General features: G+C 33.8%; 1 protein-coding gene. It reads right to left on the reverse strand.

The features are described from left to right. A partial coding sequence (locus CCAND38_RS11465) for a type IX secretion system membrane protein PorP/SprF (RefSeq protein ID WP_156129747.1) occupies nucleotides 1–158 on the reverse strand: 158 nt, incomplete at its 3' end. Nucleotides 159–317 lie beyond the last annotated feature (159 nt).

Genomic DNA, 317 nt, shown 5'->3' on the forward strand with positions numbered 1-317 from the left:
AATATACCAAAAAAACTATCAACACCACGAGACCCCGTATATCCCGGATTAAACATCATCGTGTTGTACATGTATTGTGTGTACTGGGATTCTTGTTGAGCAAAAACCATTGTGGCAAACAGCAACATCACCACTGAAAAAAGATTTCTTTTTTTCATATCGACTTATTTATGTTAATGATGAAGCAGTAGGCAACAGCATTTTCCATCACCTACTGCTTTATTATAATTATTACTTCTTAATATACAACCAACTTCCTTTCGTATGTTTCTTGTTGTTGTTATCGGTGTATTCAATGATATAGTAATACGTACCTT

The sequence above is a fragment of the Capnocytophaga canis genome (assembly GCF_000827555.1).
Taxonomy (GTDB): Bacteria; Bacteroidota; Bacteroidia; order Flavobacteriales; family Flavobacteriaceae; genus Capnocytophaga; species Capnocytophaga canis.